Origin of the sequence: Serratia sp. Res13-Sevr-LER1-36-b, from assembly GCF_015673035.1 — a bacterium.
GTDB lineage: Bacteria > Pseudomonadota > Gammaproteobacteria > Enterobacterales > Enterobacteriaceae > Chania > Chania fonticola_C.
Genome location: NZ_JADACK010000027.1, coordinates 40,488 through 66,166 on the forward strand (window position 1 = coordinate 40,488; position 25,679 = coordinate 66,166).

A 25,679-nucleotide genomic window follows, 5' to 3' on the forward strand; every position below is an offset into this window, starting at 1 on the left:
GGTATTTTGCTGGCGTTGAGTATAGTCAGCGCTGCTGTGTTGGCACCACTTCGATCAATGGCCACTACCGCAGCTTCTCCGTAGTGTCGAATGACCTTACGAAAGAAGCACAACGCCGCTGCAGATCAATTTACCATCTCCGTATTTTTGCAACAGTGCGCGTTTGCTGACTTATTTTCGTTAATGCGACAGAGCCATTTAGACGCTTCCAGCGTAGAACCCCTTATAGAAAGGCATCTTTGGTGAGCAGCTCTTTGAATAACGACTTCTCCGCCGTAATAATGTCTGTACGCCGTTTATCATCAATAAGCCAGTTCAGACCGGCATCAGACAAATCAATGGCTGTGCCGTCCGGCGAAATCACTTTACCGGCAAAAATCATCTGCTGGTACAACTGGGCAATCCCACCGACTCGGGTGTAATCAGCTACAAAGCTTTGATCGACCATGGCACCTTGCTCTAATAAACAACCAGCGCCAATGATCGCGGGCCCTCTGATTGTCACTCCAGGCTGTATTTCAGTACTGCTGCCAATATAGACCGGCCCTTCAATATCCAGGTTGGCAAAATCGGCTTTAACGTTCAGCCCGCACCAAATTTGCGGCGCAACCTGAATGCCCGGCATCGGATAATCAGGTAGCTCCCGATTAAGGATCATGCGGTTTACATGCCAGAAGTCCTGCAATGAGCCAATATCTACCCATTGGAATGGCAAGACAATGCCGTAGAAAGGAACATCTAACTCAGCAAGTTTAGGGAACAACTGGCTACCAATGTCATATTCAACACCGTCGGGAATATAATTGAATATCTCGGGTTCAAACACATAGATACCCGTATTGGCATTGTTTGATAACGCCTCTTCTACTTTAGGTTTTTCCTGAAACTGACTGACTCGGCCTTGGTCATTGGTGACGACAATCCCGTACTTACTTACTTGATCGGCTGGCACAGGGCGCATGATCAGAGTGGCGACACTTTTTCTGGCCCGATGAAAAGCCAATACCTGATCAAAATCCACATCAATTAATGCGTCACCACACACCACGACAAAAGTGTCATCAAAAAAGCCCGAGAAATTTTGGATGTGCTTCATTCCACCGGCGGAACCCAGCACGTTATCAACAAAGGTATTACCTTCCATCACCCCTTCGTAGGAGTAACCCATTTCCACGCCCCAGGCATGGCCATCGCGAAAATAATTCTCGATATCTGCGGAAAGGTAACTTGTATTGACCATTAACTGATTAAATCCATACTCTCTTAAATGCTCAACGATCGACTCCATAATCGGCTTGCGAATTAATGGGATCATTGGTTTTGGCAATATGGTGGTCAACGGTCTGGCTCTGGTTCCTTTACCTGCGGCAAGAATCATGGCTTTCATAATGAACATTCCTTTTTAATCAATGAGATGATTATCAGATTTGCTGTAATGCGATGCTTTTATCAGTGCCGATGGTAAATATTTTATCCATCCGGGTTAACTTGAACATACTGTGGATATTGTTGTTCAGTGAGCAGACCGCGAGTTCACCTTTTCCATGTAAGGATTTCAAAAGAGAGACCAGAGTGCCTAAAAAACTGCTGTCGATGAAATCGACCTGACCGAAGTCCAGTAAAATATGGTGAGTCCCCTGCGCAATCATGGCTTGTATGTCTTCCTTAAACTGAGTGGAAACCGATGCATCCAAACGCCTGTCCAAAAGAGTGACAACCAAGACATTGCCAATTGACTGAGTTTCAAAGTTCATTCTTTCTTCCTTACAATACCGTTGGGAGGGGAAAACAGCTATTACGTTAGCTCACCAGTAAAGAAATATCGTTATTCAATGCCACAGTTCCATACCGAGTATCACTGTGCTGTTCATCTGTTTGTGTTGGATATCAATAATGTAATGATCGTTGTATTTGCCGCAAACGTAACATAGGCCGAAGATATAACCGCGCCAAGCGGCCAGCAGTTTTGCTGTCACCGGTGAGCCATCCTCTATTTGCTAATCAGAAGGTGAAGACTTTTCGCGAGGAGTTTCTAGCATCAGCGGGGTCCCTCCATGTTACATTGTCGCGATTGGCGTTCATTCAGCAAAGCATCCAGCGCAGGCCATAAACATCGTGATAACCAATATTCCTGAGCACTCCCTGTGCAAACTTTTGACTATCAATTACGGTATTAAGCGTAGCACAGAGTTCAGGACCTTGAATTCGTGACCCAGATGGGGTTTGATGCAGCCCCAGTGGAAGCGAAGCTTGCGATTTGACAATACAATTTCCTAACCATGAACGTAGCGCATCTAAGGTGCGAGCACGCTGACGCCGAGGCTCTTTTCCCATGCCCTGCCACCCTCGATACTCTTGAGAGCATGGAAAAGGCTATCGCCATAGCGACTACGCTTGCGAATGATACGATGCCCCAGGAAGATAAATCCATCATTGACATGGGTGATCCTGGTATTGTCCAGGTTCTGCCTCAGTTTCAGGCTGTCTTCTAGCACGCGCCGGCATTCTTCCCTGATGGCCTCCGCCTGTGCTTTACTGCCTTTGACTATGAGGACAAAGTCATCCGCATATGAACCCCCTTTGAGGCCAGCGTGATCCGCGCAGCTTCGGCCAGCCATGTGGGCAGTGTTATCAGACGCAGCAGCCACTCACCCCGTCGTGACGGGTCTGCTTTACGTCCAAAAGAGCAGGGGCTATCAGCTCCCTCTCCCTTTGGGAGTGTACAGACCGGGGACATCATGAACACTTGTTCGGGGACATGGTAGACACTTACAACATAGGTATGAGTACTTCTGAGTGGAGCTGCTTATGCCGTGGAATGAGAGATCTGCCATGTCATTACGTACCGAGTTTGTGCTTTTCGCCTCGCAAGAAGGCGCTAATATCCGTGCGCTATGCCGTCAGTTCGGCATAGCGCCTGCCACGGGGTATAAGTGGTTACACCGCTGGCTCTCTGACGGTCCACACGGACTGAACGAACGTTCCAGGGTGCCACACCATTCGCCTTCCAGAACACCCGACATTGTCGTCGAACACCTGCACACGGCTCATCTGGCCCATCCGATGTGGGGGGCCCGCAAGCTCAAGCGATGGCTAGAGATGCAGGGGCATACGCTACCTGCCGCCAGCACCGTGCATAATCTGATGCGCCGTCATGACTTGCTGCCAGGCGGTCCATCACCGGCTCCCACCGTTGGGCGCTTTGAACATGACGCACCGAACCGCCTCTGGCAGATGGACTTTAAAGGCCACTTCCCCTTTGCCGGTGGACGTTGCCATCCGCTGACCTTGCTGGATGACCATTCACGCTTCTCGCTCTGTCTGGCGCACTGCCCGGACGAGCGACGCGTCACCGTGCAGTCCCAGTTGGTAGCGGTGTTCGAACGTTATGGCTTGCCGGAGAGAATGACCATGGATAATGGAGCCCCCTGGGGTGACACGACGGGCAGTTGGACCGCTCTGGAACTATGGCTGATGCGTCAGGGTATCCGGGTGGGTCACTCGCGGCCTTACCATCCTCAGACTCAGGGTAAGCTGGAGCGCTTCCATCGCAGCCTGAAGGCAGAGCTCCTGCAGGGGCGGTGGTTCACCGATGCGTCACAGTTGCAGGAGGTGTTCGACGCCTGGCGAGACAGCTACAACCTGGAACGGCCACATGAAGCGCTGTCAATGGCGGTACCAGCATCCCGTTATCAGCCTTCATCGCGACAGTACAATGGCAATCCGGCGGCAGCCGAGTATGACGAGGGGGTCTTGGTCAGGAAAGTGGATATCAGTGGGAAACTGAGCCTGAAAGGGATGGGTCGGAAAGTGGGCAAGGCCTTTATCGGTGAATATGTCGGACTGAAGGAAAGTGAGAGAGAGGGATACTACGAGGTATGGTGGTACAGCACGAAAGTGGGGATGATCGACCTGAGAAATAGGTCGATCATCATGGGTAAAGGATGTTAAAAAGTGTTCACCATGTCCTTGAACACCTGTCTACCATGTCCCCGGTCTGTACAGGGAGAGGGCTGGGGTGAGGGGTCTGTTATACCCACTGCCAGGCAGTAAGCCTGGATCGCTAGCGCTACGTCGCCCGCTGCGACGGCCTCATTGGGATGATGGCTGATGCCGCCCTCGCAACGAACAAACAGCATCCCCACCGGCCAACGGGCGGCGATAGCAATGGCATCATGCCCCGCCCCGCTAGGCAGCATTAGGCAATTCCCTTGCACCTGCATTACCGCGTCATGCCAGCGCTGCTGCCACTGAGGGTCACAAGCGGTAGCCGGTATGCGGTAGAACTCCTCGCTGTAGAAACAGACCCCACGACGCGCGCTAATGCTCTGCGCCTGCAACAGTAATTCGGCCAGCAACGCGTCTAGCGGTTCATCTTGCGGGCCACGAACGTCGAGGGATAGCCTGACCTGCCCAGGGATCACATTCACTGCCCCCGGAAAGCTTTCTATCTGACCGACCGTGGCGACCACATACGGATCGTATTCCATGGTGAGCCGCTCAACCGTGACCATCCATTCAGCGGCGGCAGCCAGCGCATCCCGGCGCTGCCCCATCGGTACGGTCCCTGCATGGCCAGCATGTCCGCTAAAGGTACAGTTGAGGCGGCGGGCACCGTTAATCGCCGTGACCACTCCCAGCGCCAGATCGGCGGCTTCAAGACAAGGCCCCTGCTCAATATGCAGTTCGAGATAGGCGCAGATCGAGCCTTGTGCACGCTCGGCAGAACTCACCGCCGCTGGATCAAGCCCCGCGTCACGCATAGCCTCGGCCACGCTGATGCCCTCAGCATCGGTACATGTCAGCCAATCCTCTGCCCACTGCCCAGTGATCCCTTTGCTGCCGAGTAAGGTAATGCCAAACCGCGTGCCCTCCTCGTCGGCAAAACCGATCACCTCGATCGCCTGCGGCAGACGCCGATTGCGGCTATGCAACAAGGCGACAACCTCAAGCGCGGTCAAGACCCCCAGCATGCCATCGTAGCGCCCCGCGTTGCGCACCGTATCCAGATGAGAGCCAAGCAGCAGCGCCGGTGCGGCCGGTTGCTGCCCTTCGTAACGTCCGCAGATATTGCCCACGCCGTCTTGCCAGACCTCCATCCCAAGCTCGCGCATCCAATTCCCTACCAGCTGGTTGGCACGTAAATGTTCTGGGGAGAGATAAACCCGCGTCAGTTGGCCTGGCGTGCTGCTGATTGCCACCAATTCGTCGCAGCGAGCCATCACTCTGGCCGCGGCTCGTTCCGCTTCCAGAGGGGTCAGCAGCATTGCCATCAGTTCTGCTCGGCGTCGTAAATGTTCCATGCTGCCTGCATAGCTTCCCCGTGCGGGCTAACAAAACCGAGACGGTTGAGTACCGCTTCCAGCGCGGCCAACGTTTGCAGCACGCAGTCTTTCCGCGCGTTATACCCCATGGTGCCAATTCGCCAGATCTTGCCCTGCAACGGGCCAAACGAGGTGCCGATTTCGATGGCGAAGTCATTGAGCATCATCTGGCGTACCTGCTCGCCATGGATGCCCTGCGGGATCACCACGCCCAGCACGTTGTTCATCTTGTTGGCGATATCGCCAAAGACCTCCAGCCCCATCCCCTGGATCCCAGCCAACATCGCCGCGCCATTCAGTTTATGGCGAGCAATAGCATTATCCAGCCCTTCTTCCAGGATCACCCGCGCGCATTCACGCGCGGCAAACAGCATGCTGGTGGCTTCCGTATGGTGGTTCAAGCGCTCCGGCCCCCAGTAATCCATGATCATGCCGAGATCGAAATAGTTGGAGTAGATCATCTCGTCATCACCGTCTGTGTGATCGACGGTACGGATCCCCTCTTCAACGCACTTACGACGGCGCACGATCTCTTCAAACTGCGGGCTAAGGGTGATTGGAGAACTGCCGGAAGGGCCACCGAGGCATTTTTGCAGCCCTGCGGATACCGCATCCAAACCCCAGGCATCGGTTTCCAGCTCGTTACCGGCGAACGAGGCGGTAGCATCGGTATAGAACAAGACGCCGTGGCGGCGACAGATGTCCCCTAATTCCGCCAGCGGTTGCAGCATAGTGGTGGAGGTATCCCCTTGCACCGTCAGCAATAGGCGTGGCCGTACTTTCTTGATCGCATCCTCGATCCGATCGGCACTGAATACCTCACCCCAAGGCGCTTCGATGGTGTGTACTTCGGCACGGCAACGGCGGGCGATTTCACACAGCAGATGGCCAAAACGGCCAAATACCGGCACCAGCACTTTATCGCCAGGGCGAATGGCAGAAACCAGCATTGCCTCGATACCGGCACGCGAAGTCCCGTCTATCAGCATCGTCCAGCGGTTCTGCGTGCGAAACAGGCCGCGATACAGCTCCATCACCTGATTCATATAGCCGGTCATAGCCGGATCGTATTGGCCAATCAGCTGGCTGGACATGGCACGCAGCACGCGCGGATCGGCATTGATCGGCCCTGGGCCCATCAGTAGGCGGTACGGAGGATTGATTTGATCGAATTGGTTGATAGCTAGCATGTTCATTCCTTGTCAACTTAATAACTTAGCCCGGAGATTGCTACGTCTGCGACCGGCCGGTTTTTTGTTATTGCTAGATTATCGCCAAGCGAGAAAGGATGAAACAAAAGATTCTTAAAATATTTATCTGCAACTAATGAATCAACGGACGCAGCATACAGCGCCCGTTTAGCCGCGTGAAAACCAACGCTTCAGCGCTGCTCCAACTCCTCCAGATCGCTGAACAGATTGGCCACCTGATGAATACGCTGCCGCCCTTGCGACAACCTGTCATGCAGCAACGCATTGCTCAGCAGGCTCGCCAGGCTCATGGCGCTGGAGTAACTGTCAAACGCCGAGACGCTATCGAGCGGCGTCATCAAATGCCAGCTAGCCAACGGGATCAACGCCTGGGCCTGCGGTTCGCAGATCAATAACGTTGGTACCTGCTTGATCTGCAACTGTTGCAATACCTCTCGCGCCAAGCGTGGACGCCGACGAAATGCGACTACTACCACCATGTCCTGTGGCCCCAGATCCACCAGATCTTCTGCCAAGGTTTGGCCCGGCTGCGGTATCAACAAAACCTGCTCACGTACCTGCATCAGTTGCTGGCGCAAATGCATCGCGACGGGATAGCTGTTGCGCATCCCCAACAGCAACAGCCGCCGGGATTTCCCCATGGCCGCGATCACCGCGCCAAACTGTTCCGCATCAATCTGCTTTACCCAGTGCGTCAGATTGGCCATTTCCTGCTGGTAATGGCGGGCTAGTAAGGTATTCCCCTGCACCGCGTCACGGCTGTCGGTCAATGGCATACCGCTTTGGCGTAGGGTACGCAGCTCGTCACGCATTGCGCGATAGCTGGCATAGCCCAGCCGCTTGAACAGACGGCTGACCGTGGCCTTGGACACTCCACTCAGGCGCGCCAACTCGGTGCTGTTATAGCTAATCAGGTCGTCAAAGTGATCGAAGATAAAGTCGGCCACCCGCTGCTCTTGAGGGGCCAATTGCGGGTATTCGCTGCGCAGGCGTTCATCAATCTGTTTCATCGCTACTCCCGCTGTAACTTTTGTTTCAGCGGAACATAGCACAGCAGCCAAAGCGGCCGCCAGAGTTGAAATCAGGATGACAATGGCGCGATTGCGTGTTGCTTATAAATTACGCAGCGGCTCGTGAAGGGATTTAATGCGACGTAGAGGCGGTGTATGCGGTTAAACGGGCGCAGCATGCGGCGCCCCTACGGTTAAACATGTTAGACCGGCATAAATTACGCAATATTGTCACTTTATCCATTAACACCAATACGCCATAAAGTTCACCGTGGAACGGTCCAGATCGCGTTCGCCAATCAGGTAACGGCGCAACGTTTTCACCACCGAAGACTCCGCCGCCACCCAGGCGTAAAAGGTCTTAGCCCCTTCGGCACGCTCCCACAGCAAATCCCCACCCAGACTGTTTTCTGCCAGAGACTGCGCTTCAGCCCGCGCCGAGGAAGGAATATTAACCCGCTGACGCACCGCCTCCACCAGCAATGTGCCATGCAGTTGCTGGTGTCCAACGTCCCGTGGCAGCCAGTAAACCTCGGCAAACGGAAAGTGCGCCATATCGAGGCAGTCCCCCGCTACCGGCACTTCGAAGAAAGCCTGCACACGCGGTGGGTTAGCCTGCTGCGCCAACTGTTCGAGGATACCCATCGCCGCTGGCAGTGCCGTTTCATCGGCGATCAGCAACGCCTGCCGGGTTTGCGCTGGCGGGGCCCACTCATAGCCGCCGCTATCCTCAGCAAAATCGGCATTTGGCGCTACAGCCTGGAGTTTATCTCCCGCAACGGCATGCGTTGCCCAGGCAGAGGCCGGGCCATTAATGCCATGGAGCACGAACTCCACGTCCATTTCATTCTCAGCAGCGCGCAGTGCCCGCAACGTGTAGGTACGCATCACGGGCCGTTGCTCTTTCGGTATCGCCATGTAGTTGCGGTACCAATCGTCGCTATTCTCCAACGGCTGGATCTGCCCTTCCGCTACCGGGAACAGCAGCTTGATCCGTTGATCCGGAGCTTCCAGCTTCATGCGCTGTACCTCTGGGCCGGTAAATACGCAGCGCAGCAGCGAGGGGGAAACATTTTCCTTATACTTCAAGGTAAGATCAAAGATGCGATAGCTTGCGGACATATCACTCACTCTCCCGCGCAATGTCTGCCATTCGATGCTGGCACCATAGCCAGCTGCTAATGCCGCCCAGCAGGACGGCGGCTACCAGTGCCGCCGCCACCAACTGAGACTCACCGTAAAATTTACTCACCACCGGCACCATCAGCGCGCTCGCGCCATAGCCCAGTGTATGGCTAGTGGCGATCGCTCCCGCCCCTTTGCCGGTAGATAACTTATCGTTCAGCATCAGTTGATAGCCCGGCGTCGCCATCGCGGCCCCAAACGAAGCCAGCGCACAGCCAAGATAAAACAGCGCCAGCGGAGCGGTACACATCAGCCCCAAGCCAACGATCATCAACACAGCGGCAACCATCAGCAGCTGCGGCGGAGTAAGACGCTGTGGCCGCACCACCAGAAACTGTGCCAACAGCGTGCAACCTGCCGCTACGCTGAGTAATACCGCCACATGGTGGCTAACGGTCGTCGCCGAATGGCTGAACAACTGCTGCAAATGTGGAGCCAAGCCCAACTGCATCAGGCTGACACAGCCAGCGAGCAGCAACGCACACAATAAATAGGGCATCATCGTCAGCCGCAGGCGGTTTTGCTGATGCGCCACGGCTGGCAGTGGCGGGTCGTTATGCTGGCGACAGATCACCAGTAACGCGATCAGCGGCGCAATCGCCATCAGCCAAAGCGGAGCCATCGGGTGCAGAGACAGCGCCAGGGCCGCACACAGCGGGCCAAGCAACCGGCCACAGCTCAGGCCGGAACTGATAGTGGCCAACGCCGCCATACGTTGTTCATACCCAGCACGTTGCAGCGCCCAAGTCTGGCTGGCGGGCACCATGCCTGATACTGTCAGGCCATAGACAATGCGCGCCACAATCAATCCACCCAACCCAGCCATTTCAGGCAGCCAGCCAGCAGACAGCCCCCACACGGCCAAGGCCAATAACGCAAAGCTGAGCAGGTAACCCGCCAGGGCCATAACCACCACGTATTTACAGCCACGAATTTCTGCCTGCCGCCCCCACCAGGGAGAACCGACAAGAAACAGCATCGATCCCAGCGTTAGCAACCCTGCCCACACCGACAGCGAGAGCTGGGTCAGGCTGACCAACACGGGTAAAGCGACCAGCAAACCATTTTGCCCAATGCCCAATAGCCCGGCACAAAACGCCAGCGGCCAGTTTGAAGGAGAATCATTACCAATTGCAACGATTTTTGAACCCGAAAATAAGCGCATTAAGTAAAATAACCGTTAAGAAAATGATGTTTTTGTGTGTAATTAATCAAAAAATTGTATCATGCAGTGATTGATAATAATAAGAACTATTGATATAAGAATCATTCTCAATCGCTCCAGAGTGACAAGGGTCATGACCATCCAGTTAGCAAGCGCAGCAACCGATGTGGCTGCGCAATGTTTCCTCAACGCGCTAATGCGTGAAACTCGGGACTGGCACATCGTGCCGGCAACCAATAGCCAACATCCTCAGCTACATCTCCCACTTTCGGATAGCCAGTTTATACGCATTCCATTACGGCATATCTCACCAACCCAACATCATCAATATCAGTTCCCCGCCTGCCTGAATGGCAACGGTGAAGCGCTGAGTTTTGAGCGTTTGGTTACGTTGTTGCTGGCCAAACCGGCAATAAAAGGCCAACTGACTGAGGAGGTTTTGGCACGCTTTCGCCAGCGAGTGCTGGAAAGTCATGACAATACCCAACAGGCGATCGCCATCCGGCTGGACTGGCCAAAGCTACGTGACCAGCCGCTGAATTTTGCCCAGGCGGAACAAGGGTTATTAGCTGGCCATGCCTTCCACCCGGCTCCGAAATCCCATGAGCCCTTCGATCAGCAGCAGGCACAGCGCTACCTGCCAGATTTTGCTGGCAGCTTCCCCCTGCGCTGGTTTGCAGTAGATAAGCGCAACCTGTGTGGCGACAGCCTGGACCTGACGTTACAGCAGCGCCTGCAACGCTTTACCGCAGAAAGCGCGCCGCAGCTGCTAGGCCATTTTACCGATGACGTCTGGCTGCTGCCGATGCATCCATGGCAGGCCGATTATCTGCTGGCACAAAGCTGGTGCCGCGAATTGGTCGAGCAGCACAAGCTGAGCGATCTGGGTGAGGCCGGTGAACGTTGGCTGCCAACCAGCTCTTCACGTTCGCTGTATCACGCGGGCAGCCGCGACATGATCAAGTTCTCCCTCAGCGTACGGCTAACCAACTCGGTGCGTACCCTGTCGGTCAAAGAAGTGAAGCGCGGTATGCGTCTGGCTCGACTGGCACAGACCTCCCGCTGGCAGGAACTGCAAGCTCGTTACCCAACGATGCGCGTGATGCAGGAAGATGGTTGGGCCGGATTACGTTCTGCTGACGGCACAATCCAGGAAGAAAGCCTGATGGCGCTGCGCGATAACCTGCTGTTCGGTCAGGCGCAAAACCAAACCAACGTGTTGGTTACCCTGACACAGGCAGCGCCAGACGGTGGTGATAGCCTGTTAGCCGCGGCAGTGCGTCGCCTGGCTGCCCGCCTGAACTTGCCGTTGCAACAAGCAGCCCATTGCTGGCTGGACGCTTACTGCCAGCAGGTGCTGCTACCCCTGTTCAGCGCCGAAGCCGACTACGGCCTGGTGTTGCTGGCCCATCAACAAAACATTCTGGTAGAAATGCAGCAGGACTTGCCGGTGGGCATGCTGTACCGCGATTGCCAGGGCAGCGGCTTTACCCGCGATGCCACGCCTTGGTTGGATGAAATCGGCGAAGCCGAAGCGGAGAATCGCTTTAGCGAGCAGCAGCTGTTGCGCTACTTCCCCTACTACTTGCTGGTGAATTCTACGTTGGCCGTGACCGCCGCAATGGCGGCAGCAGGGTTCGACAGTGAAGAGAGCCTGATGAGACGAGTACGGGATGCATTAACCACGCTGCGTAACACGGCGAAAAATACCCGTTGCCTGGACTATGTGCTCGACAGCCAACATTGGAACTGCAAGGGCAACTTCTTCTGCTATCTGCACGATCACAATGAGAACACCATTGTCGATCCGGCGGTGATCTACTTTGATTTCACCAATCCGCTGCGCGTGGAGGCCGCTCAATGATGCCCGTTGCCAAGATTGTTCACGCCACCAGCGGATTCCGTTGCGAACTGCTGGGGAAAAACCTGTCCCTTAGCCTGGGATTGGACGGCAGCGCTGCGTTGCATTATCCAGGCTCACTGCCAGCAGGCTGGTTGATCCAGGCATTGGATCAGTTGCTGATCGCAGCTCCACAGCTGAGCGGCATTGCTCTTCCCTATGCCGAATGGCGTGAGGAGCCACAGGCTCTGGCACTGTTCGCCCAAGCCAGCGGTGATTATCTGGCCCGTGAAACCTTCTACCAACTGCCGCTGTGGCTGATTGCCGAACGCCATACCGCTGGCGGCCAAATGCAATACGATGCCGAGCGCGAGCTGTGGTTCCCGCAGCGCCCTGCCCGGCCCAGCGGTGAGGTGTATCGCCGCTACGATCCGCAAATCAAACGTAGCTTAAGCTTCCGTTTGCCCGAAGTGGAGCGTGACGCCGAACAGTTCACCCGTTGGATGAATTCCCCCCGCGTTGACGCCTTCTGGGAAATGAGCGGGCCGCTCGAAGTGCAAGCCGCCTATTTACAGCGCCAGCTTGATTCCAGCTATTGTTACCCGCTGCTGGGCTGCTTTGATGACCAGCCGTTTGGCTATTTCGAAGTTTACTGGGCACCCGAAGATCGCATTGGCCGCCACTATCGCTGGCAGCCGTTCGATCGTGGCCTGCACATGCTGGTCGGCGAAGAGGACTGGCGTGGTGCGCAGTACATCCGCAGTTGGCTACGTGGCCTGACCCACTATTTATACCTGGATGAACCCCGCACCACTCGCGTCGTGGCCGAGCCGCGTGCAGATAATCAGCGGCTGTTCCGCCATCTCCCTACCGCTGGCTACCAAACGCTGAAAGAGTTTGATTTCCCCCATAAACGCTCACGGCTGATCATGAACCAGCGTGATGACTTCTTCCGCGAGGGACAGGTATGAGCCGCCACGATTACGCTGATTGGCAACGCGTTAACCTGCAGATGATCGCCAAAATCCTGGCGGAACTGGAGTACGAGCGCACCTTGCAGGCCGAGGAACACGGCGGCCAATGGCAAATAGCCCTCGGTGACGCGACTTACAGCTTTAACGCCAAACGCGGGATCTGGGGTTGGTTGCACATCGATGCCAACAGCCTGAGCTGCGATCGCCTGCCGCTGGCCGCCGATCAAACGCTGCGGCATCTGGCGCAGGTGCTGAAGATGGACGACGCACAGATCGCCGAACATTTGGAAGATCTGTACGCTACCCTACGCGGTGACATGCAGTTACTCACCGCTCGCCACGGGATGAGCGCCAACGATCTGATTGCGCTGGATGCCGACGCGCTGCAATGCCTGTTGGCAGGCCACCCGAAGTTCGTCTTCAACAAGGGGCGCCGTGGCTGGGGGCTGACGGCGCTGCAACAGTATGCGCCAGAATATCAGGGCCAGTTCCAGCTGCACTGGGTGGCAGCTAAACGCAGCAGCTTTGTCTGGTGCATTGACGAGGACTTCCCGCTAGAAAACTTGCTCAACAGCGCGATGGACAGCGGGGAACGCCAACGCTTTGACCGCCGTTGGCACGACCTGAAGTTGGACAACGACTGGCTGCCGGTGCCTTTGCACCCATGGCAATGGCAGCAAAAAATTGCGCTGCATTTCCTGCCACAACTGGCCAGCGGTGAACTGGTTGAGCTGGGCGAGTTTGGCGATCGCTATCTGGCTCAGCAGTCCCTGCGCACTTTGACCAATACCAGCCGCCGGGTGCCCTTCGATATCAAGCTGCCGTTGACCATTTACAACACCTCCTGCTATCGCGGCATTCCGGGCAAGTACATCAGCGCCGGGCCGGCGGCTTCACGCTGGTTACAGCAGATTTTCGCCAGCGACAGCACTTTGCAGGCCAGCGGCGCCCAGATCCTGGGTGAACCGGCGGCGGGCTACCTGGCCCATCCAACCTACGGCGCGCTGCCCAAGGCTCCCTACCGTTATCAGGAAATGCTCGGGGTGATCTGGCGTGAAAACCCGTCCTGTTATCTGCAACCGGACGAGCAGGCGATCCTGATGGCAACGCTGATGGAAACCGACAATCAGGGTGAGCCGCTGATCGCCGCCTATATTGCCCGTTCCGGCCTGAGCGCAGAGGCGTGGCTGACCCAAATGTTCCAAGCGGTGGTGCTGCCGATGTACCACCTGATGTGCTGCTACGGGGTGGCACTGATTGCCCATGGCCAGAACATCACGCTGGTGATGAAAGACCATGTGCCGCAACGGGTGCTGCTAAAAGATTTCCAGGGCGATATGCGCCTGGTGGATCAGGACTTCCCACAGGGCGCGTCACTGCCGCAGGTGGTAAAAGACGTAACGGTGCGCCTGCCTGCCGACTATCTGATCCATGACCTGCAAACCGGGCATTTCGTCACCGTGCTGCGTTTCATTTCGCCGCTGATGAGCGGCTGCGGCATAAGCGAACCGCGTTTCTATCAAGTGCTGGCACAGGTGCTGGAGCGCTATATGGCGCAGCATCCGCAGTTGGCCGACCGCTTTGCCCTGTTCGACCTTTTCAAGCCACAGATTATTCGCGTGGTACTCAACCCGGTGAAACTCACCTATTCAGAGCAGGATGGCGGCAGCCGTATGTTGCCGAACTACCTGCAAGATCTGGATAACCCTCTTTATTTGGTCTCCAAGGAGTTTGCCCAATGAATCAGCCTCTGGATTTCATCGGCATCGGCGTCGGCCCATTCAATCTGAGCATTGCCGCACTCGGCAGTGAGGTTACCGGCTTTAACAGCAAGTTTTTCGAACGCAAACCGCACTTCTCCTGGCACCCGGGCATGATGGTGCCGGACTGCCATATGCAAACCAGTTTCCTCAAAGATCTGGTCAGCGCGGTTTCGCCGACCAACCCGTACAGCTTTCTCAACTACCTGGTGAAAAGGAAGAAGTTCTACCGTTTCCTGACCACCGAGCAGCGCACGGTCTCCCGCGAAGAGTTCGCCGACTATCTCGACTGGGCGGCTAACGGGCTGGAGACGCTCGAGTTCAGCCAAGACATCCGCAGCGTGGATTTTGACGACCAGCAACGCCAATTTGTTGTCACCACCCAGCGTGATGTCTACCGTGCTCGCCATATCTGCTTAGGGATAGGCAAACGCCCCAAGCTGCCGGACTGCGTCAGCGAACAAAACGATCACTGCTTCCATGCCAGCGAAATGAGCCTGCGTAACCCGGACCTTACCGGCAAGCGCGTCACCGTAATCGGCGGCGGTCAAAGCGGTGCCGATCTGTTTTTGAATATTTTCCGCGCCGAGTGGGGCCAGCCCAAGCAGTTGAACTGGATCTCGCGCCGCAACAATTACAACGCGCTGGACGAAGCCGCCTTCGCCAATGAGTACTTCACGCCGGAATACGTAGAAAGCTTCTACACTCTGAGCGACAGCGCCAAACAGCGCATGCTGACCGAGCAGAAAATGACGTCGGACGGCATCACCAGCGGATCGCTGCTGGCGATTTACCAGGCGATGTATCACCGCTTTGAAGTATTACGCGAAAAGCCTTGGGCCCACCTGCTGCCTAGCCGCTCATTGGCCGCGATGCACGCATCCGGCAATGGCTATCAACTGGTCACCCATCACCATCTCGATCAGGGCAAGGAAACCTTCGACTGCGACGTGGTGATCTTCGCCACCGGCTATCAGCAAGACCGCCCGGCGTTTCTCGCACCATTGGCCAATCGCCTGCTGACTACGGCGAACGATGAGTATCGCATTACCCCTGACTTCACCCTGGAATGGCAGGGTCCGAGCGAAAACTGTCTGTTTGCCGTCAATGCCGGCATGCACAGTCATGGCATTGCCGAACCCCAGCTCAGCCTGATGGCTTGGCGTTCGGCCCGTATTCTCAACCGGGCATTAGGACGCGACCAGTTCGACTTAACGTCCACCCCGGCGGTGATCCAATGGCGTAGCCAGCAGGCAGCGGTAACCGCCCAAGCTGCACACGACGCCATCTTTAACTTTAACTAACCATGGAAACGTTTGAACAATAATGAAACGCAGACACCTCTGGGTACTAAACCCTTGCCTGTTAGCAATGCTCGCACCAACGGCCTGGGCAGAAGAACAAAAAAATGATGACCAACTGGTGGTTTCCGCCAGCCGCTCTCACCGCAGCGTAGCGGAAATGGCCCAGACCACCTGGGTGATCGAAGGCCAGGAAATTGAGCAGCAGGTGCAGGGCGGTAAAGAGATCAAGGATGTGCTGTCGCAGCTGATCCCGGGCATGGACGTCAGCAGCCAGGGCCGTACCAACTACGGCATGAACCTGCGTGGCCGCTCAATGATGGTGATGATCGACGGCGTGCGCTTGAACTCATCGCGCAGCGACAGCCGCCAGCTAGATTCGATCGATCCGTTTAACATCGCCCATATTGAGGTGATTTCCGGGGCTACCTCGCTGTACGGCGGCGGCAGCACCGGTGGCCTGGTCAACATCGTGACCAAGAAGGGCCAGGAGGAAAAACAGGTTGAGCTGCAGCTTGGCGGTAAAACCGGCTTTAACAGCAGCAGCGATCACGACGAAAACGTGTCGGCAGCGGTCAGCGGCGGCACCGATAAAGCCTCCGGGCGCCTGTCGGTTTCCTATCAGCGTTACGGCGGCTGGTATGACGGCAAAGGCGACGAGGTGCTGATCGACAACACCCAAACCGGCCTGCAATATTCCGATCGTATCGACCTGATGGGCACCGGCACCATCAACATCGACGATCACCAGCAGCTGCAACTGACCACGCAATATTTCAACAGCGAGTCAGACGGTAAGCACGGCCTGTATCTGGGGCAAAACTTCTCGGCGGTGACCGGTAACGGGCAGGCCTACAACAGCGGTAATCTGGATTCGGATCGCATTCCAGGCACCGAACGCCATTTGATCAACCTGCAATACTCCAACACCGATTTCTGGGGCCAGGATCTGGTGGCACAGGTTTATTATCGTGATGAATCGCTGACTTTCTATCCGTTCCCAACCCTGAGCGGCGGCAAGGTAACCAGCATCGGCGCCTCACAACAGAAAACCGATTTCTACGGCGGTAAGCTGACCCTGAACAGCAAACCGATCGACAGCCTGACGCTGACCTACGGCTTCGATGCCGATCATGAAAGCTTCAATGCCAACCAGCAGTTCTTCAATCTGGCACTGGCCCAGCAGTCTGGCGGGATGACGCTGCAAAATGCCTACAACGTCGGCCGCTACCCGAGCTATACCACCACCAACCTGGCACCGTTCATGCAGGCCAGCTACGACATCGATCCGATGTTTACCCTGAGCGGCGGCGTGCGCTACCAGTACACCGAGAACAAGGTGGATGATTTCGTTGGCTACGCACAGCAACAAGGGATCGCCAACGGTCTGGCGACCTCTGCCGATGCCGTGCCGGGTGGTAAAACCGACTACAACAACGCGCTGTTCAATGCCGGTTTGCTGGCCCATCTGACAGAACGCCAACAGACCTGGTTCAACTTCTCACAAGGGTTTGAGATCCCGGATCTGGCCAAATATTACGGCTCCGGCACCTATAAGCTGGTGAACGGCCACTATCAGCTGCAAAAAAGCGTCAACGTCAATGACTCCAAGCTGGACGGCATCAAGGTTGACTCCTACGAGCTGGGCTGGCGCTACAATGGCGACAACCTGCGTACCCAGCTTGCGGCCTACTATTCCCTGTCAGACAAGACCATCACCATCAACAAGACCGATATGACCATCAGCATGAACACTGATAAGCGTCGGATTTACGGGATGGAAGGCGCGGTGGACTACTTCTTCGACGACAGCGAATGGAGCACCGGTGCCACCTTCAACCTGATCAAGTCGGAAACCAAGACCGATGGCAAATGGGAAAAGTTGACCGTCGACACCGCCAGCCCGTCGAAAGCCACCGCCTACGTTAACTGGGCACCGGGTGACTGGACGGTTCGCGTCCAGTCGCAGCAAACCTTCGACGTTTCCGACAGCCAGGGCCGTAAGCTCGACGGCTATAACACTATTGACGCCCTCAGCAGCTATGCCCTGCCGGTGGGCAAGGTCAGTTTCAGCGTAGAGAACCTGTTGGACAAAGACTACACCACCGTGTGGGGCCAACGGGCGCCAATCCTGTATAGCCCAACCTACGGCGCGCCGGAGTTATACAGCTATAAAGGCCGTGGCCGTACCTTTGGTTTGAACTACTCAGTGCTGTTCTAAGACCTCTCCGATGTCACCAGGCCGAATTCCTCTATTCGGCCTGCTTTTCATCCGCACAAGGGATGCGAGCTCCACCAACACCAAAATTATAAATAAAAAAACACAGATATGTTTAATATCTATACACACCTGTTATTATTGCGATTTATCCTACTTGCGAACGACGAAAATAAAATATAAGATAAAAAGTCATTAAGATTCCTCCGAATAGAAAACATGTCAGATCACAGACTATTTCAACCTTAACTTCACTCACGCGATTTTTAAAATAAAAAACAAAAAACAAAGACTATAACGCTCCCAAAACAGCATATTATGCTTATGCATTAAATTCCCTACAGTAATGATATTAAATATCAAAACCCAGCCAAATAATCGACAAAAACAAACGAAAATATCAAAAAAACGCCAACAACAAGATTTAAACTCTTTTTATTTCGGTTATTTTTTTATTTTTATGAATTGACATTAACTCTTCAGGCAATAATATATAAAGCCAATGTATGGGAATGACAGTTCCGATTGATGAAGTCAGAGCCAGACAGTTTTAGCAGCGGATGCGGCGGAGTTGATAATGGATGATACGATTCAAATTAAATATGTAGCAGCCCCCATCACCAAGACGAGTGAGAGCGGATTATTGCTTTTTGGCTATATTATCAATGATGAGTATCAGGTAGATATCAAATCGAGTTCGGTAATCAAACTCTATAATACGATAGAGTACCCCCATCAGGGTGAGGAACGATTTACCAACTATCTAAGACTGCGTGAAACGATGCTGCGGTTGCTGACTTATCTATTGGCACACGCCAGCTGTGGCTATGTTTCCAACCAGGAGTTACTGGTGCAGGTTTGGGAGAATTATAACCTCTCCTCCTCAACCACAAGATTGACCCAAGTTATTTCCGAACTTAAAGCAAGGCTAAGTAAAATTGGTATCGCCGATGACTTTATTAAAAGTTCGAGAGGAAAAGGATATACCTTACGTGGAGCCCATGTGACTCCACTATATATAAAAAAAATATGATTTGATTGTTTATCACCGCCATAAAAGGGAACAGTATTTTCACTGCCATAGTGAAATGACGGCTCTGATGTTACTCCATGTAACGCTCAGAGTATTTTAAGGATAATTAACAAGGATCATATGCAATGAAAAAAACCACATTAGTAATGGCTCTCTCACTGGCTATCGGCGGCTTCGCTGCGCTTCCGGCTTCCGCCGCTATCACCGTAGCGGGTGGTAATATCAATTTCACCGGCGAAGTCACTGACGCAACTTGCCTGATCAACGATCAGACGCCAAATGGTGCTGTTGATCTGAACGTGCCTTTAGAGACGGTCAGCGCCAGTGAGTTAAGCTTTGCCGGTGCCACGGCCAAGCCTGCACCATTTACCATCAAACTGGGTGGCCCTACTGATTTAAACTGCACCAACGGTAAGATTGCTTCAGTGTATTTTGAACCAACTAGCCCGGCTATCGATAATGCGACTGGTTGGTTGAAAAATACTTCAGCCACCAATCCAGCGACAAATGTTCAGGTACAAATCCTGAATGGCGAAACCAACAGCCCGATCAACCTGGTTTCCGGCAATAACAACCTTGCGCCAAAAACCATCGCCAATCAAACTGCCGAATATACCTACTTTGGCCAGTATGTTGCTGTTGGTGGCGCGGCGGGCCCGGGCCAAGTTGCCTCTACGGTTAAATACAGCATCGTTTATCAATAAAACCTGATTGAATAGGTTATGGCCCTGTAACCACAGGGCCATATTTGCCACGTCTTTACTGACGAGATTGTTATGTGCTTGATTAAAAAATATTGGCTACTGCTATCGCTGCTGTTGAGCGGATTTTTTTCCACCTCTTTACATGCCGGTATCGTCATATCGGGTACGCGCGTGATCTACCCAAGTGATGCCAAAGAAGTCACGTTGAAACTGGAAAATAAAAGCCGTTTCCCGCTATTGGTTCAATCTTGGATAGATGCCGGCGATGCGAATTCAGCTCCTGAAGACAGCGATGTTCCTTTTATGATCATGCCACCGGTTTCACGAGTTGAACCCGCCAAGGCGCAAACCTTGCGTATTACCTCAACGCCGTTGGTAAGTCACGCCACCGACCGCGAGACGCTATATTGGATCAACGTGCTTGAAGTCCCTCCCCAGTCGAAAGGGGATCAGAATTACCTCTCCATCGCCTATCGCAACCGCCTGAAGGTATTTTACCGCCCCTCAACGTTGCCAGGGCTGTCACTGGAAATCCTGGATAAGGTGAGCTGGCAACGGCAAGGGGAAAAACTGCTCGCTAAAAACCCCACGCCATACCATATCAGCTATGCCTCCGTGCAGTTATCTGGTTATGGCATCGCCTCGGTAGCCGGCACAGATGGCGGCATGATCGCCCCCTTCTCTGAGCAAACCTTTCAACTAAAACGCGATAACAAGGTCATTGCGGTGCCGCCAAATAGCGTAATCACCAAGGCGATTAATGACTACGGGGCTTTTATTGAAAAAACATACCCGTTAGGCCGCTGACATAACCCTTTTTCAGAGTATTGGCTTATCTGAGTCATCAAGGACGCTATGACTAGGTGTAAACCGACAATAAAAACCGTGCTGAAGTGGTTTCTTTCATGTGCCATGGTTTCGGCCACTTCCAGCTATGCGGCAGACACGCCGGAAGAAGTGACATTCGACCCCAGTTTTTTCCCTGGCGGTAAGGTAGGAACATTTGATCCGGCTCAATTCAGCCGCAGTAACGTCGTTGTTCCTGGCATCTACACCGTGGCGATCGAGCTTAACGGCCAACGGATCGGCAATGAAAAAATCCAGTTTAAGGCCCAGCCGGGCAATAACCTGCAAACCCTTCCCTGCTATCCGGGCAGTTTCTTTTCGTTGCTCAATTTGAGCGCAGAGAAACTGTTGGCTCAGATCCCTGCCGTGCAATTGGCGCCATTAGTGCAAGAGGGCTATTGCGGTTCACTCAGTGAACTCCTGCCCGGGACGACCGTCAGTTTTGATGTCGGCGAGCAAAAGCTGACGTTGACGATACCGCAGTTGCTGCTCAACAGGACACCGCGTGGCTATGTCAATCCCGAGCTGTGGGAGGATGGCTTAACCGCCTTGATAGTGAACTACAACGCCAACGTTTATCAGTCAAGACAGCGGGAAAACAGCAACACCTACGGCTATCTCGGGCTGCGTAACGGTCTGAATTTCGGCCCTTGGCGCGTGCGAAATAACGGCAGCATCAATTGGTCCTCGGGAGAGAGTGGCGGGGATTACACAAGCACATCTTCCTATATCAGCCGCGATGTTACCGCGCTGCAATCTCAATTGATCCTGGGTGACGCCTTTACCAGTGGCGAACTGTTTGACGGCATACGTTTCCGAGGGGTCAGACTTTATTCTGATGACCGCATGCTACCTGACGCTCTACGTGGCTACGCCCCCGTAGTTCGTGGCATAGCCAATACCAACGCCAGAGTGATCATTACTCAGAATGGTTACACGCTCTATACCACGACGGTATCTCCGGGGCCTTTCGAGATTAACGATCTCTACCCCACCAGCTATGGAGGGGAATTGACCGTACAAGTAGAAGAGGCCAATGGCCAAGTCAGAACCTTCACGGTTCCTTATGCTTCAGTGACTCAAATGTTGCGGCCAGGAATAAGCCGCTACGAAGTGGCTGCGGGTAAAGTGAATAGTGATGGGTTGGCAAACAAGCCTGAGTTTGGCAGCCTGACCTACCAGTTGGGCCTGAGTAATTTCATCACCGGCTACACCGGCGCTACCGCCAGCAAAGGGTACCTTTCGGCCTTATTGGGTGGTGCCATGAACACGTTTATCGGCGCACTTTCATTGGATGTTACACAAGCGAAAACCCGGTTGCCCGGCCAGCATCCGCGTTCAGGGCAAAGCTATCGTATCGGCTTCAGCCAGATGTATCCAGAAACACAAACCAGCTTCTCAGTAGCCGCTTATCGTTACTCAACCGACGGTTTCCTGAGCTTAAATGACGCTGTGCAGCTGCGCGATCTGGCACTGCGTAATGGAAATATCGATGCCTATGGCCGTCAACGCAGCCTGTTTACGCTTTCGGTCAACCAGCAACTGGGAGAAGGCTGGGGAAGCCTGTATGCCACCGGCAATCATACCTCTTACTGGAACCAGAGCAGTTCACAACAGAGCCTGCAGCTAGGCTATAGCAACTTCTGGCGCAATCTCAGCTATACCCTTTCGGTCAACCGAACGCTAAGCGGGCAACTCACAGGAAATACAGAAGAGACAACGGCGGATCAGCGGGAAACCCAATACGCGTTGACGCTCTCGTTACCGCTAGGCTCGAACCCCCATGCGCCAACGCTCAATGCTACCGGCACTACCGACGACAAGGGGAGCACTGGCCTGATTGGCCTGTCGGGCAATGCGGGTGAACAGAATCAGTTTAACTATGTCGTCAGCACCAGCCGTAATACTGAAGGCAATAGCAACTTTTTCAACGGTGGCGTTGGCTACCGCTCATCCTTTGCCCATATGGGCGCAAACTATAGCTATGGGCAGGGAAACCGGCAGGTTTCAGCAAGCATGGATGGTGCTCTGGTAGCCCACCGTGGCGGTATCACTTTAGGGCAATCACTTGGCGAAACAGGCGGTCTGGTACGGGCACCTGGTGCTGAAGGCGCTCTCGTCACCGGCGCTCCCGGCGTTCAGATCGACCGTTTTGGCTATGCCATCGTCCCTTACCTGCGGCCCTACTATCTCAATCAGGTCGATATCGATCCCAAGGGCAGTTCACAGGACGTGGAGTTGCTGTCTACCCGCAATACCACCGCCCCCCGCGCCGGTGCATTGGTCCTGCTTGATTATGAAACCAAACGCGGCAAGGTGACCTACATCAGAGCCAAGCGACCGGACGGTAGCCCACTGCCCTTCGCTGCCAACGTCTATGATGCACAGAACAACGCCGTGGGGGTTGTCGGCCAGGCCAGCCTGGTGGTGGCGCGCGATCTCGACCTGAAAGGCGTGTTGCAGGTGAGATGGGGGGATAGCCAGGCAGAGCATTGCAGCATCCATTATTCGCTGCAGCCAGGCACCTCTGTAGACAGCAGGCAATTGATTCAAGGAGTCTGCCAATGACGAAGTGCCCACACACAATGAGAAACAACATGAAAAGACTATTCGCCTCAGCAACGGCGATATCACTGATGTTCTGCGGCGGCCTGTATGCGCAGAATGCGCTCGCAGCAAGTGCGGGTTGTGATTGGGATAGCTCCTCCGCAGTCAAAGCTCCGCTTGATACCCGATTGACCATCGGCGGCTATGTTACCGTGGGAGAGGACCTTCCAATCGGCAGTGTCATCTATTCCCAACGTATCCAGACTAATGGCAACGGTGCCAGTCTGCTGTGCCGTGCGGGGGTTTATGATCTGGTTAACTCCGTAATCAGCGCCCCCCATGGCCAATCCAGTTACCGTGACGCGACGTTTCCCACCGTGTTCAATACCAATATTTCTGGCGTCGGGGTAGCCCTGTGGCAAGGTACCCCCGATGGTAACAGCGGCTCCCATCTACAGCTCCCTGGTAGGCTTACTGCTTTCTTTTCACCCAGCAGCGAAAGCGTTTTCAACTTTACCGGCCAAGACGATGCTGCAGTCAGTTTTAATATTGCAATGATTAAAATCGCCGCCAACATCGGCAGCGGAACTATTAGCAGTAGCGATCTCCCCAGGTTCAAAACCTCATTCGACGGCAATGGTGAAAGTTTTGTCTATCAACAAGCGAGGATAGTGGGCAACCTGACGGCGATCCCGGCGACCTGCAACGTTGGCAACAATTATTACCTGCCGCTCGGGGAGCACTATCCTGATGAGTTCAACGGTATCGGCAGCACGGCAGGCAGCGCCGAGACCCAGATTGTGCTGTCGGGTTGCCCCGCCTTCTATGGTTCAACCTCTTACGGCGTATTCAAGCCCAACGTTATCAGCCTCAAGCTGACACCGCGCAACGGATTTATTGATGCCGAACGCGGGATCTCGAAACTGAATACCACCGCCGGTGACGCAGCCTCAGGGGTAGGTGTCCAACTGAGCTTCAGGCAGGAAAACGGCAACTACCAATGGGCAAAATTCAACCAGAGCATCAATCTGGCAAATTACATTACCTTCCTTGAAGACCGCGGCAGCGATTACAGCCTGGGCGTCAAGGCGACTTATGTTCAAACCTCAACCCCTATCCGGGCGGGAAGGGCTGATGCCCAAATAGAGTTTATGATCACTTACCAATAACCGGGAGTGGAGAATGAAGATAATGAATACGCAGAGAATACTGTCTCTGCTGGTGCTTATTTGCTGCGTCAACAGCGTTGCAGCCGCCTCGACTGGCATACTGAACGTCACTGGCTCCATTAAGCTCGCGACCTGTTATTTTGACAGCGTCGAGGGGCAAGAACACAAGGACTACGACTGGATGATGCCGCAGGTCTCTGTGGGGAGCCTACGCGCAGCCGGTATGACTCATGGCCGTTCGCTAGGCAGCATCCATATCGGCGGGGTACATTGTACCAACGGTTACACGCCCTATATTACGCTGGGAAATGGGCCCACGGTCAGTCCGGATACCGGCAACCTGGTCAATACGCTGAGCGGCGAGGCCGAAAACGTCGAAATCCGGCTTCTGATGAATGACAAGCCGCTGGATTTACGCACCGGCCCGCGCGTTGGCTGTGCCGTTATTGTCGATAACCGCAGCCAGTGTGATATCGGCTATGAGTATTATGCCACCGGGCGCGCAACCCCCGGAAAAGTGAAGAGTGCGGTACTGTTTAATATCAGCTATGACTGATTTCTTCAGTGCACCGAGCAAATTGATGCCTGCGCTTGTCCGGTAGCAGGCATCACCCCATCTACGGCATATTTCGTCCAGAGTAAATCTCCTGCATCTCTTTACACAACAGCTTGCTGATCTCCAGTTGCCGGGCCTCGCTGAGGGTGTGTAACCTGGTGCTGAACAGGTAATCATGCAAATCGAACGCTTTTAGCAACATCTTGGTATGGAAGATATTTTCCTGATAAACGTTTACATCCACCATCTGGTATAGCGACTTTATCTCTGGCGAAATGAAGTTTTGGATCGAATTGATCTCATGATCGATGTAATGCTTCACCCCATGCACATCCCGGGTAAAACCTCTGATCAGGTAATCGATCGTCACAATATCTGACTCCAACTGCTGGATCAGGTAGTTGAGGGCTTTCAGCGGCGAAATCACCCCACAGGTCGAGACGTCGATATCGGCTCGAAAGGTGCAAACCCCACACCCAGGGTGACTTTCCGGGTAGGTATGAACGCAGATATGGCTTTTGTCCAAATGCGCCACGACGGACTCTGGCTGGAGAGGTTTGACGCCATTTGGGCTTATCGGCTCCTCACTGGCGAGAATAGTCACGCTGGCACCTTGAGGCTCATAGTCCTGGCGGGCAACGCTCAACACGTTGGCCCCAATCAGCGAACAGGTTTCAACCAGGATCTCGGTCAGACGGTTAGCATTATATTGCTCGTCTATGTAGGCGATATAGCCGTCGCGCTCCTCTACCGTCTCGGCGTAACAAATATCATAGATACAAAAACTCAGACTCTTGGTCAGATTATTGAATCCGTGCAGCTTGAGCCTTGGCAAT

General features: G+C 54.2%; 21 protein-coding genes and 2 pseudogenes. 12 read left to right on the top strand and 11 right to left on the bottom strand.

Going from position 1 to position 25,679, the window contains the following annotated elements:
• Positions 1-5: 5 nt before the first annotated feature.
• The 5 genes and pseudogenes from IMQ33_RS19530 to IMQ33_RS19550 all read right to left on the bottom strand — a co-directional run.
• A pseudogene (locus IMQ33_RS19530) lies at positions 6-125 on the bottom strand (IS6 family transposase); the annotation flags it as partial.
• 98 nt (positions 126-223) lie between these two features.
• Positions 224-1,387, bottom strand: a complete 1,164-nt coding sequence (locus IMQ33_RS19535) for a sugar phosphate nucleotidyltransferase (RefSeq protein WP_186531105.1) — start codon at positions 1,385-1,387, stop codon at positions 224-226.
• Positions 1,388-1,421: 34 nt separating this feature from the next.
• A complete protein-coding gene (locus tag IMQ33_RS19540; protein ID WP_196062474.1) occupies positions 1,422-1,754 on the bottom strand; it encodes an STAS domain-containing protein in 333 nt (110 codons plus the stop codon).
• A 75-nt stretch (positions 1,755-1,829) separates the two neighbouring features.
• On the bottom strand, positions 1,830-1,976 hold the full coding sequence (locus tag IMQ33_RS19545) for a hypothetical protein (protein ID WP_161629485.1): 147 nt from the start codon (positions 1,974-1,976) through the stop codon (positions 1,830-1,832).
• Between the two features lie 399 nt (positions 1,977-2,375).
• A pseudogene (locus tag IMQ33_RS19550) lies at positions 2,376-2,570 on the bottom strand (group II intron reverse transcriptase/maturase); the annotation flags it as partial.
• A 226-nt stretch (positions 2,571-2,796) separates the two neighbouring features.
• Here IMQ33_RS19550 and IMQ33_RS19555 point away from each other — a divergent pair.
• Positions 2,797-3,951, top strand: a complete 1,155-nt coding sequence (locus IMQ33_RS19555) for an IS481 family transposase (RefSeq protein ID WP_196062475.1) — start codon at positions 2,797-2,799, stop codon at positions 3,949-3,951.
• Here the strand turns inward: IMQ33_RS19555 and hpxK are convergent.
• The 5 genes from hpxK to IMQ33_RS19580 all read right to left on the bottom strand — a co-directional run bounded on the left by hpxK (position 3,948) and on the right by IMQ33_RS19580 (position 9,895).
• Positions 3,948-5,273 carry an allantoate amidohydrolase gene (gene hpxK / locus IMQ33_RS19560; protein WP_196062496.1) on the bottom strand — a complete coding sequence of 442 codons (1,326 nt, stop codon included), beginning with the start codon at positions 5,271-5,273 and terminating at the stop codon, positions 3,948-3,950. The two genes, IMQ33_RS19555 and hpxK, sit on opposite strands and share 4 nt — an antisense overlap.
• Positions 5,273-6,514 carry an alanine--glyoxylate aminotransferase family protein gene (locus IMQ33_RS19565; protein WP_098928562.1) on the bottom strand — a complete coding sequence of 414 codons (1,242 nt, stop codon included), beginning with the start codon at positions 6,512-6,514 and terminating at the stop codon, positions 5,273-5,275. The genes hpxK and IMQ33_RS19565 overlap by 1 nt, the downstream gene beginning before the upstream one ends.
• Before the next feature lie 191 nt (positions 6,515-6,705).
• Positions 6,706-7,545 carry a MurR/RpiR family transcriptional regulator gene (locus tag IMQ33_RS19570; protein WP_024528997.1) on the bottom strand — a complete coding sequence of 280 codons (840 nt, stop codon included), beginning with the start codon at positions 7,543-7,545 and terminating at the stop codon, positions 6,706-6,708.
• 243 nt (positions 7,546-7,788) lie between these two features.
• Complete coding sequence (locus IMQ33_RS19575; RefSeq protein ID WP_065683827.1) at positions 7,789-8,667, bottom strand: siderophore-interacting protein; 879 nt, start codon at positions 8,665-8,667, stop codon at positions 7,789-7,791.
• 1 nt (position 8,668) lies between these two features.
• A complete protein-coding gene (locus IMQ33_RS19580) occupies positions 8,669-9,895 on the bottom strand; it encodes an MFS transporter (RefSeq protein WP_161713116.1) in 1,227 nt (408 codons plus the stop codon).
• A gap of 133 nt (positions 9,896-10,028) precedes the next feature.
• Between IMQ33_RS19580 and IMQ33_RS19585 the strand changes: the two genes are divergently transcribed.
• The 11 genes from IMQ33_RS19585 (at position 10,029) to IMQ33_RS19635 (ending at position 24,843) form a co-directional block, all read left to right on the top strand.
• Positions 10,029-11,759: an IucA/IucC family siderophore biosynthesis protein gene (locus tag IMQ33_RS19585; RefSeq protein ID WP_196062476.1), complete on the top strand. Its 1,731-nt coding sequence runs from the start codon at positions 10,029-10,031 to the stop codon at positions 11,757-11,759.
• Positions 11,756-12,706, top strand: coding sequence for a GNAT family N-acetyltransferase (locus IMQ33_RS19590; RefSeq protein ID WP_024483627.1), 951 nt, complete (start codon positions 11,756-11,758; stop codon positions 12,704-12,706). Before IMQ33_RS19585 ends, IMQ33_RS19590 begins: the two co-directional genes overlap by 4 nt.
• Positions 12,703-14,451 (top strand): aerobactin synthase IucC, encoded by a 1,749-nt coding sequence (gene iucC, locus IMQ33_RS19595; RefSeq protein ID WP_196062477.1) that lies wholly within the window; start codon positions 12,703-12,705, stop codon positions 14,449-14,451. The genes IMQ33_RS19590 and iucC overlap by 4 nt, the downstream gene beginning before the upstream one ends.
• Positions 14,448-15,773, top strand: coding sequence for a lysine N(6)-hydroxylase/L-ornithine N(5)-oxygenase family protein (locus IMQ33_RS19600; RefSeq protein ID WP_196062478.1), 1,326 nt, complete (start codon positions 14,448-14,450; stop codon positions 15,771-15,773). Before iucC ends, IMQ33_RS19600 begins: the two co-directional genes overlap by 4 nt.
• 22 nt (positions 15,774-15,795) lie before the next feature.
• Positions 15,796-17,991, top strand: coding sequence for a TonB-dependent siderophore receptor (locus IMQ33_RS19605; RefSeq protein ID WP_196062479.1), 2,196 nt, complete (start codon positions 15,796-15,798; stop codon positions 17,989-17,991).
• 574 nt (positions 17,992-18,565) lie between these two features.
• Positions 18,566-19,021 carry a helix-turn-helix domain-containing protein gene (locus IMQ33_RS19610; RefSeq protein ID WP_121608835.1) on the top strand — a complete coding sequence of 152 codons (456 nt, stop codon included), beginning with the start codon at positions 18,566-18,568 and terminating at the stop codon, positions 19,019-19,021.
• A 125-nt stretch (positions 19,022-19,146) separates the two neighbouring features.
• Positions 19,147-19,725: a fimbrial protein gene (locus tag IMQ33_RS19615; RefSeq protein WP_196062480.1), complete on the top strand. Its 579-nt coding sequence runs from the start codon at positions 19,147-19,149 to the stop codon at positions 19,723-19,725.
• 72 nt (positions 19,726-19,797) lie between these two features.
• The gene (locus tag IMQ33_RS19620) at positions 19,798-20,532 is read left to right on the top strand and encodes a molecular chaperone (protein ID WP_196062481.1); all 735 of its coding nucleotides are present in this window, start codon (positions 19,798-19,800) and stop codon (positions 20,530-20,532) included.
• Positions 20,533-20,580: 48 nt separating this feature from the next.
• Positions 20,581-23,139 (top strand): fimbria/pilus outer membrane usher protein, encoded by a 2,559-nt coding sequence (locus IMQ33_RS19625; RefSeq protein ID WP_196062482.1) that lies wholly within the window; start codon positions 20,581-20,583, stop codon positions 23,137-23,139.
• Positions 23,140-23,168: 29 nt separating this feature from the next.
• Positions 23,169-24,287, top strand: a complete 1,119-nt coding sequence (locus tag IMQ33_RS19630; RefSeq protein ID WP_196062483.1) for a fimbrial protein — start codon at positions 23,169-23,171, stop codon at positions 24,285-24,287.
• A 13-nt stretch (positions 24,288-24,300) separates the two neighbouring features.
• Positions 24,301-24,843, top strand: coding sequence for a fimbrial protein (locus IMQ33_RS19635; protein ID WP_196062484.1), 543 nt, complete (start codon positions 24,301-24,303; stop codon positions 24,841-24,843).
• 61 nt (positions 24,844-24,904) lie between these two features.
• On the opposite strand, the gene speD is transcribed toward IMQ33_RS19635, so the two are convergent.
• Complete coding sequence (gene speD / locus IMQ33_RS19640; RefSeq protein ID WP_196062485.1) at positions 24,905-25,678, bottom strand: adenosylmethionine decarboxylase; 774 nt, start codon at positions 25,676-25,678, stop codon at positions 24,905-24,907.
• Position 25,679: the final 1 nt, after the last annotated feature.

Bases quoted from the DNA above. Each gene is read 5' to 3' on its own strand.
- IMQ33_RS19600 (WP_196062478.1), top strand. From the start codon at position 14,448: ATGAATCAGCCTCTGGATTTCATCGGCATCGGCGTCGGCCCATTCAAT.
- IMQ33_RS19605 (WP_196062479.1), top strand. From the start codon at position 15,796: ATGAAACGCAGACACCTCTGGGTACTAAACCCTTGCCTGTTAGCAATG.
- IMQ33_RS19575 (WP_065683827.1), bottom strand. From the start codon at position 8,667: ATGTCCGCAAGCTATCGCATCTTTGATCTTACCTTGAAGTATAAGGAA.
- IMQ33_RS19630 (WP_196062483.1), top strand. From the start codon at position 23,169: ATGAAAAGACTATTCGCCTCAGCAACGGCGATATCACTGATGTTCTGC.
- IMQ33_RS19580 (WP_161713116.1), bottom strand. From the start codon at position 9,895: ATGCGCTTATTTTCGGGTTCAAAAATCGTTGCAATTGGTAATGATTCT.
- IMQ33_RS19565 (WP_098928562.1), bottom strand. From the start codon at position 6,514: ATGCTAGCTATCAACCAATTCGATCAAATCAATCCTCCGTACCGCCTA.
- iucC (WP_196062477.1), top strand. From the start codon at position 12,703: ATGAGCCGCCACGATTACGCTGATTGGCAACGCGTTAACCTGCAGATG.
- IMQ33_RS19620 (WP_196062481.1), top strand. From the start codon at position 19,798: ATGTGCTTGATTAAAAAATATTGGCTACTGCTATCGCTGCTGTTGAGC.
- IMQ33_RS19610 (WP_121608835.1), top strand. From the start codon at position 18,566: ATGGATGATACGATTCAAATTAAATATGTAGCAGCCCCCATCACCAAG.
- IMQ33_RS19615 (WP_196062480.1), top strand. From the start codon at position 19,147: ATGAAAAAAACCACATTAGTAATGGCTCTCTCACTGGCTATCGGCGGC.
- hpxK (WP_196062496.1), bottom strand. From the start codon at position 5,273: ATGGCAATGCTGCTGACCCCTCTGGAAGCGGAACGAGCCGCGGCCAGA.
- IMQ33_RS19590 (WP_024483627.1), top strand. From the start codon at position 11,756: ATGATGCCCGTTGCCAAGATTGTTCACGCCACCAGCGGATTCCGTTGC.
- IMQ33_RS19635 (WP_196062484.1), top strand. From the start codon at position 24,301: ATGAAGATAATGAATACGCAGAGAATACTGTCTCTGCTGGTGCTTATT.
- IMQ33_RS19535 (WP_186531105.1), bottom strand. From the start codon at position 1,387: ATGAAAGCCATGATTCTTGCCGCAGGTAAAGGAACCAGAGCCAGACCG.
- IMQ33_RS19625 (WP_196062482.1), top strand. From the start codon at position 20,581: ATGACTAGGTGTAAACCGACAATAAAAACCGTGCTGAAGTGGTTTCTT.
- IMQ33_RS19570 (WP_024528997.1), bottom strand. From the start codon at position 7,545: ATGAAACAGATTGATGAACGCCTGCGCAGCGAATACCCGCAATTGGCC.
- IMQ33_RS19585 (WP_196062476.1), top strand. From the start codon at position 10,029: ATGACCATCCAGTTAGCAAGCGCAGCAACCGATGTGGCTGCGCAATGT.
- IMQ33_RS19540 (WP_196062474.1), bottom strand. From the start codon at position 1,754: ATGAACTTTGAAACTCAGTCAATTGGCAATGTCTTGGTTGTCACTCTT.